This window comes from Anaplasma bovis, from assembly GCF_036903315.1.
In the GTDB taxonomy this organism is placed as follows: Bacteria; Pseudomonadota; Alphaproteobacteria; order Rickettsiales; family Anaplasmataceae; genus Anaplasma; species Anaplasma bovis.
In genome coordinates this window covers 21,817-27,816 of the sequence record NZ_JAWLNY010000008.1, presented here as the reverse complement: position 1 = coordinate 27,816, position 6,000 = coordinate 21,817, and the positions used below count along the sequence as shown (strand labels likewise).

Annotated in this window: 3 protein-coding genes; 1 reads left to right on the top strand and 2 read right to left on the bottom strand. The window is 40.3% G+C overall.

The window, feature by feature from the left end:
• Nucleotides 1-273: 273 nt before the first annotated feature.
• Both nadE and hemB read right to left on the bottom strand, forming a co-directional pair.
• Complete coding sequence (gene nadE / locus R4I06_RS01435; protein ID WP_334413715.1) at nucleotides 274-1,881, bottom strand: NAD(+) synthase; 1,608 nt, start codon at nucleotides 1,879-1,881, stop codon at nucleotides 274-276.
• On the bottom strand, nucleotides 1,878-2,873 hold the full coding sequence (gene hemB, locus R4I06_RS01430; protein ID WP_334413714.1) for a porphobilinogen synthase: 996 nt from the start codon (nucleotides 2,871-2,873) through the stop codon (nucleotides 1,878-1,880). The genes nadE and hemB overlap by 4 nt, the downstream gene beginning before the upstream one ends.
• A gap of 211 nt (nucleotides 2,874-3,084) precedes the next feature.
• Between hemB and R4I06_RS01425 the strand changes: the two genes are divergently transcribed.
• Nucleotides 3,085-5,865 (top strand): RecB family exonuclease, encoded by a 2,781-nt coding sequence (locus R4I06_RS01425; protein WP_334413713.1) that lies wholly within the window; start codon nucleotides 3,085-3,087, stop codon nucleotides 5,863-5,865.
• Nucleotides 5,866-6,000: the final 135 nt, after the last annotated feature.

The window sequence follows — 6,000 nt, the reverse complement described above, 5'->3', positions numbered from 1 at the left end:
TACCACAGTGTGCGCTAATATATCGTGGAATGTCTGCTTCTTAGTGCTAAAGCTTCCGCAAATTGACCTCATAAAATGTTCTGTCTTTCATTTATTCATCTATTCATCTTATTCTAATGTGGACAAATTGATAATTACCGGCGGTGTTGCTGCTAATAACTTTTTACGAAATAAAATATCTGATTATGTAGGTGGTTATGGACCTAAGTTTTCAGGTGGGCGCTTCTTTTCAGCACTATGTAGATTCCGCAAATTGACCGCATTAAGAATGCTCTATGTCGAGGGTCCCTTAGGCACTTGCCCAAGCTTGAAGGATGCCTTTTCTATCATTTGTGATACAAGCTCAACATCATCCCTGTTACATCCAAGATGTACAGCTTCTTCCTTAGACAAACCATTATCTATAAGCAAATTCAATATGTGATCTAATACAGAATATTCTGGCAAAGTATCTTGATCTGTCTGATTTGGCTTTAGCTCTGCAGAAGGTGCTCTGTCTATTATTCGTTGCGGAATAACAGACACTTTCCTACAGAGACTCCCCTCAGGTATATTTTGATTGCGCCAATTTACCAGGTCATAAACCCTGGTCTTGTATACGTTTTTCAAAGGTGCAAAACCTCCACATGTATCTCCGTATAGAGTCATGTATCCAGTAAGCAGCTCGGATTTATTTCCAGTTGCTAAGAGTAGGAGGTTCATGCTGTTGCTAACAGCCATCAAGATCATGCCCCTGATTCTCGATTGCAGATTCTCCTCTGTAGCGTTTGCGGATTGCTTCAGGAATTTATGCAAACTTTCCAGAATAGAAGAGAATATTCCATCTATCTCGACGAGCGTATGATGTACTCCTAGTAGCTGAGAACATTCACGCGCATCTTCCACACTCATTTTAGCCGTATACCTGGTGGGCAACATGAATGTGTGTACGAGTTCAGGTCCCAATGCGTCTGCAGATAATGTCGCCACTAAGGCAGAATCTACACCGCCCGACAGCCCAAGTGTAACCCCGTAGAAACCGTTTTTGCGTACATAGTCACGCAACGCCAGCATAATCGCATTGTATGTGAATTTATTGCTACATACTGGTTTCCCATTAGCGTTTTTTTCCACACTTGCGTTGCTTGATGCCGCGTATGGATCCTGTAAATTATTTTCTGTATCCCTGATTCCAGTCAGGGACTTAGTTTTTGCATCAAACTCTATAAGTTTACATTCCTCTTTCCACATCGGAAAAGCATAGACCTTCCTATCGAAAGAAACAAAAGACCCGCCGGGAAATACGTTTTCTCCGTATCCACCGAGCAAATTGATATATATGCACGGCATGCTAGTTAGCATAATGCAACTGTTACGCACTGCTTCAATGCACCTGGCAACAGATTTTCCCAACAGCAAGACAATATCAGTATTCGAGAAAACCCTTTCGTGTCTACAGAGGAAGGATTCTTTTGCTTCGCTTAAAAAACTTTCTTCAGAGGTTAACAACACGTTGAACCCACTCACGCTAACTAGTGCGTACTCTTGAGATAAATTTTCGTGAGAGGGAGAAGTTACTTGTAGTATCCGATTGCACTGACTGTCACGTAGCAAATATACGACCTCTACTAGAGTATTATTTTTCTGCTCAATACCACCTATTATCACTGGTACGTCTTTCACGTATGATGCTAGATCTCTGACGTGCTGTATACAGGTCTTTGCAAAGTCTCTACATAAAGCAGGGGTACTGCCCACGTAGCCAGATATTGAATAACGCCCAAAAACTACTACATCAGCAGACCTCTCCAGTGCTTCTGTATACTTTAAGAGGGCATCTTCGTAATTTGTCTGAATAACGCCACAAGAGTAGTTCAACTGGGAGGCAAATACTAACATCATCTGTATCTAGAAGAATTCAATTTTTTTGCAACCTCAAGAGCTGCATACGTTACGATTGCAGTGGCTCCTGCCCGCTTCATTCCCATGAGAGATTCGTACATGCACTTATCATAGTCTACCCATCCTCTCGCAGCAGCAGATCTAATCATCGCGTACTCTCCACTAACTTGATAAGCAAATATGGGCACATCAAACGTTTTACTTGCAGTGGAAATGATATCCAAGAAAAACGTCCCAGGCTTTATCATTACAAAATCTGCTCCCTCATCAATGTCCATCTTGATTTCTAGTAGCGCTTCTTGCGCATTGGCAATGTCCATCTGATAAGTACTTTTGTCAATTGTCTTTCTCTTGTCAGCAACAGAATCTACTACTTCCCTGAATGTACTATATAAGCATGAGCAAAATTTCGCTGCATAAGACAAAATGCACGTACTACTGAAAGAGCAATTATCTAGAAACTCTCTTATGTACTTAACTCTTCCGTCCATCATGTCTGAAGGAGCGATTATATCACACCCTGCAGATGCCAATACTGCTGCCTGCTTACAAAGTATTTGCACCGTTGCATCATTGTCCACTTTACCATCTATCAGTATCCCATCGTGTCCAGATATGGTGTAAGGATCAAGTGCTACATCAGCCATAACCCCTATCTCTGGAACGCGAGTCTTTATTTGTCGTATTGTTGAGCATATCAAATTTTCTGGATTATAAGCTTCTTCAGCGTTCTCAGATTTCTTCATACATGTAGGAAACAAGATTACCGAGCTAATTCCCTCTTCGTATGCTTGTTGGGCTATCAATACTGCTTTTTCAACTGATACCCTTCGTATGCAAGCAAGATCTTCATGGATGATATGATCGTCGCCATGCTCGTGTACAAAAACTGGCAGTATGAGATCTTCAGGTTGTAATGTTGTTTCTCTCAACATGTCGCGCATCCAAGGATATGCACGCCTGCGTCTCAGTCTGATGCTGGGGAATTTCATTAATAACGAGAAAAACATACAACGTAGCAAGTGTATTTTTTTTATGTACTAATATCAACTCAATTTGGATAGCTTCACTGCATAAAACGCAAATGGGGCAGAGAATCTGTAGCGTTAATAGCAGCATAGACTAGGCCAACATATGAAGAAGTGTTATGTATCTAAGATAACTGAAGAAAATTAATCTCAAATGTTGAAAGTGACATAAGATGTGTACGTGTATATCCTACACAGAGGACTTTATCTTGATGCTAAAAAAGTGGATCTGAAACAGACAAATGTATTCTCAGTAGGGTGTGGCAAATCACTGGTGAGTGAGACGGTAAAATACGCTGCTTCACAGAATGTTGATACCATAGTTGTGCCATGTGTTAGAGATATAGGAAATATTTCATGTAAAATATTAAAAACTACCAATAAAACACTTGATATCACGATATTAGCCTTTTCTGATGTGACATTGTGCAACTGTTTACAATGTTCAACTATTAATTTAAGTAATATAGATAAGTTCCTGTTATGTAGCCAGTTTATAGAGGAATACAATGCCATACATGGGTTCAATTTTCCGATAGATTTAGCAAAAGAGCTGCTGCTATTTCTGGGTGAAGTATGTGCAAATGGGATTAGCTTCACGGATGTTTACCCTATTGATGATGCGTTCTTAGAAAGTTGGAAATTGAAATTCCTGCAGGAATTTTCCCAATGGTGGCTTAAAAAGATGTCTACTGAAGGTGCAACTTGTAGACGTATAGATGCTATAACAGATGCCATAAGGGGAAAGAAGGTAGTCATTTCCGGTATAATTTTTAGCAAGTTATTTAGACGTTTTTTATATAAAGTATTACATGAAGATATAGCGAACGAATGCGCTATCATATTGCCATATGTGAATTTAAATCTCACAGAACATGAGTTTCCGAAGAAAGACCACTACCAATATTGGACAATACCTCTGTTGAGGGAGTTGGAGATAAAAAGGTGTGATATCAAGTACCTGGGTAAAAATAGCAATGATAAGGCAGTTGATATGCTATTTAACTTTGATTTGCCTGATAAGTCTTATGTGCACACCTCTAGCAAAATCAAGGCTGCCGTATTTCAATTTGAAAGTATGGAGGCCGCCCACATCATTGATAAATTCAAAGCCCATAATCTGGATCTTAATGCCGTTTATCGGTTAATTAATGCACGTAGCGGGCGCATGGCTGAAGGTATACAGCCTCCACTTAACAACATTAGCGAGCAATTTTTGTTTACGTGTCCCAGTTCTCTCACACTCAGGATTAATTCTCTCATTCTTGCAGAATGCAAAGAGTATGCTGATGAGGATTACTTTCACATTGTATCTTCCTTGATATTGGCAATTCTTGATGCCGTTATATCGTGCGGTGAAGCTCCGCACATTCTCTCAATGCTGAAGAATCCTGCTGTTACATTGGGGTATGATAGGGAGGAGTACGATAACCTTGTTACTCTTTTCGAAATGCAAGTAGTCAGAAACAGAGCTGCTACAGGGTTTTCTGTCATTAGCGATGTTGTAAATGAACATGTGCCACGGCTAAAGGATTTTTGGAATAGGGTGACTGAAGCTATTAGGGGGCTGCTCCTGTTGGACGGTAAGTACACTATGGGATGCCTTGCTAGTGAGCACCGTTGCTGTGTGGACAAACTGATAGGTTTCCCTCCCAAAGGCGATAAAGATCTGATCATGTGTGTAGAAGAATTTTTCTCAGTTATTTTGAAAAACTGTGCTGATGTAAGGGTATTTTCCCTAGACAAATACAGGGGGCTGTATACATCCCTGATGCGACATTGCTTTAGTGTCGGCGGAATTGACCTAATTTCTCCAAGTTTCGTGCAGAAAGAGCTCGTAGTATTATCGGGGTTTAGTGAAGAGGAATACTTTAAGGCAAGGTGCAGTGGATTACTCGATAGTAGCACCAGAAATAGATTGAATATCCCATCAGAAGAAGAATACAGAGGGTATTTTTTATATGTCCTGTATGGGTTGTTTAACGCAAATTGTGTATATATCAGTAGATCTATAAATTCCTCGTGCAGCGCCACTACTGAGCCTATATTGCTTAGGTACTGGAACTTCTTGACGACATTTACTGCTGATAATGGTGCTGCTGATAGCTTACCCACCGTGAATGATTTTAATAGTTGCTATGATACAGCTGCAACTGAGGACATTATGCAATTCTCATGTCCTGATGATGGGCAAAGGAAGGATGCCATGGCAAATCTTTCCGCAGAAGCCGTTGATACACTGATAAATAATCCATACGTGTTTTATTTACGATATGTTTTAGGTATCTTTCCAGCTAAGCCTGTAAACGTTGAATTTTCTGGTATAGGTTTTGCCAGTATTGTGCATCGTGTATTGCGTAAATATCTGCAGCACTCTGGCTTATTCAGCGATTTTGATATGCTTCTTTCTATATCAGACGATGAGCTCAAAGCAGTTATTAAGGATTGTCCGCACATGTGGAACATATGGTGGCCTAGACTCAGGGCAACAGTAAAAGAGTTTTTTGTGGCAGATAAGAGCAGAAAAGATACCATTTCAAAGATTGAAAATAGGAGAGATTTTGCATGGAATATAGGGGGTTGTATCAATGTTTCTGCCAAATGCGATAGAGTGGAGTATCCCAGTAGCGGGAGAATAGAGATAATACGCTACAAAGTAGGATCTCTGCCCTCTCAGATCGACGTGCAGCTTGGTTTTGCGGCTAAAGAGATAGCTGAAGCGATATGTGTGTCTGAAACCTTAGATTGCCGCAATATATCTTTCACTTATTGGAAATTGACTCCTGGCGGTGTTGAGGTCGTGGAAATAAAAGATTTCTGGAATGTCATAGAAGACGCTAAAAAGGGACTGGGGACGTTATTGATGAGGTACTTTGAGGGGAAGATTCCATTTTGCACAGGCAACGACGACACAAAGTACGCAGAATATGATCTTTTTCGGGGCGTGCTTAAGTAATTTATGTTGGAAAATACAAGTTATTCAGGCTATGTGAGCTCGTTTGCTGATTTTGGTATAATTTTATTTAAATTCTAAATAACCGAGCTTGCTAGTGTTTTAGTGAAATGCTATACTCGCGGAGCTCACGAGACG

Excerpts from the sequence above, each read along its gene's own strand:
- nadE (WP_334413715.1), bottom strand. The coding sequence starts at position 1,881 with ATGATGTTAGTATTTGCCTCCCAGTTGAACTACTCTTGTGGCGTTATT.
- hemB (WP_334413714.1), bottom strand. The coding sequence starts at position 2,873 with ATGAAATTCCCCAGCATCAGACTGAGACGCAGGCGTGCATATCCTTGG.